This window comes from Ferrimonas pelagia, assembly GCF_039543565.1.
Lineage (GTDB): Bacteria > Pseudomonadota > Gammaproteobacteria > Enterobacterales > Shewanellaceae > Ferrimonas > Ferrimonas pelagia.
Genome location: NZ_BAABJZ010000047.1, coordinates 1 through 1,727, shown reverse-complemented (window position 1 = coordinate 1,727; position 1,727 = coordinate 1). Strand labels below are relative to the sequence as shown.

The following is a 1,727-nucleotide window of genomic DNA, read 5'->3' as shown; positions in this document are numbered from 1 at the left end:
TACTCAAGCAGTGTGATTGCGGCTCACCCAGTCAGCGCAACAAGCTTAAACGGGCAGGCTGGGATGACGATTACAGGGCGAAAGTGTTCTTTGGGTGAATTGTGATCAAAGTATGCTCCCGCCCTGGCTTGCTTGGGCTGAGCCTGAGCATCTAATTTATTTTCAATCAATATAGCTTGGTATGATGAGTCTTCAGACTCATAAATAAAAACCAAATCAGACTCACCTAGTACATTATCAGATACAGAGTGCCAAGCTCCCACAATATTTATATGACTTGGAACCCCAGTGCATCGGGTAACTAACCAGCTAGAAAAACTTACTGAAACGTTTAACTCCTCAAGCAAAGCTAAATCAATGTCACGCTCATTCACAGTAGAAAAAGTGTTCAATTCTTTCATGCTTACACACCTGCATTTAAAACGATTGACTAAGACACCCGTGCTTTACCATATAATGTGCTCCACCTTGACAGCTCTGGGCTGGTTCAATCCCCAGATAAGGCCTCGACTACGCGCGGTCTATCCTTATATGTCACATCACTTTTGATACCAAACAGTAACAACAACTCTTGCCGGTATCCATGAACCACCACTTTGTGATTGAGTAATTTTTTTAATTTCGATGTTAGGCTGTGAAGCTAACCAAAGATTAATTTCTGCCTCTAAACCACAATCAGACACTTTATCTGAACTAGGCCAGAACCCTTGCTTCGGCTTTAGTGTTTTTGTAAAAATTTTAACTTCCATTTCTAAGCGTACTCCATGACCCGCTAGTAAGGTATTTACAATGGGTGTCTAATTAATTAAATAATACCAACCAAACGATTGCGATCCGTCTGCAGGTCTTGTTAGGCTGACGCTACCATCACGTCTAAAGCCTTTATAATCACTATTTCTCCAAACTTGTCTGCTATTAATTTTGCCATTAAAACAGCCGAACCCATACAGAGCCAATAGGGCAGACTAGCTGAGTGGAAATATTGAAAGATGCCTAATGCCAAATCAGTCGCAAAAATCATCAAAATTAGTATGGAGACATGAACACTAGCTCTAATTATTTTTGTTTCAGACTTTGCACGATTGATGTAACCGAGGGTTGTACTAGAAGGAACTTCTTTAAGCCTAGGATGTTTTTCGAGTAACCATTCTGAGTAAAGCAATTGACTCTCCTTGTCTGCCTAACGCCCCCAACAGGGGACGAGCGTAGCGAGATCCCGCGCACGTAGTGCGCATTTCTGATTGGGCTTGTTAAATCTCTAACGTTTTGCTCGCTCCAGTGCCAATAATATAATTAGCTTCAAACAGTGATTAGAGACTTCACCTTGATATCCGATGAACCCTTCCTTTAAGGATTCAGTCAGCTGTTCGTGCTCTACTGCACTGAGTGAACTCTTGGTTTCAACCTTAAAGCCAGATGTGATTACATCTTTCGATTCGTCTAGAAGTGGCATAACTGATTCAACCGCTTGCTCTACTCTATGTGAGTCTAAGCCTTTCTCAATTAACCCTTGAACAAGGGCCTTCCTAAGCTCTATTTGATTAAGCTCATTTGAGTTAGGAAACTGAAACACATTACTCATAACTTCCCCAAAGTAGATTTAACGCTTTAGTCAGGCGAGCTTTTGAGCTTTCAAAAAAGAGGGCCGCAGGCCCACCAGAGTCAAAAGTATCGCTTGCACTAACTTGTTGTACTTCCGCACACCTGAGGAGATCGCTATGAGCATT

General features: G+C 41.9%; 4 protein-coding genes. All 4 read right to left on the bottom strand.

Features of this window, described 5'->3' with window-relative positions; translation table 11 throughout:
* Nucleotides 1–23 precede the first annotated feature (23 nt).
* Nucleotides 24–401, bottom strand: coding sequence for a hypothetical protein (locus ABEA08_RS09580; protein WP_345335073.1), 378 nt, complete (start codon nucleotides 399–401; stop codon nucleotides 24–26).
* A 138-nt stretch (nucleotides 402–539) separates the two neighbouring features.
* On the bottom strand, nucleotides 540–749 hold the full coding sequence (locus tag ABEA08_RS09575; protein WP_345335072.1) for a hypothetical protein: 210 nt from the start codon (nucleotides 747–749) through the stop codon (nucleotides 540–542).
* Nucleotides 750–850: 101 nt separating this feature from the next.
* On the bottom strand, nucleotides 851–1,162 hold the full coding sequence (locus ABEA08_RS09570; protein WP_345335071.1) for a hypothetical protein: 312 nt from the start codon (nucleotides 1,160–1,162) through the stop codon (nucleotides 851–853).
* Nucleotides 1,163–1,258: 96 nt separating this feature from the next.
* Nucleotides 1,259–1,582 carry a hypothetical protein gene (locus ABEA08_RS09565; RefSeq protein WP_345335070.1) on the bottom strand — a complete coding sequence of 108 codons (324 nt, stop codon included), beginning with the start codon at nucleotides 1,580–1,582 and terminating at the stop codon, nucleotides 1,259–1,261.
* Between the last annotated feature and the right edge of the window lie 145 nt (nucleotides 1,583–1,727).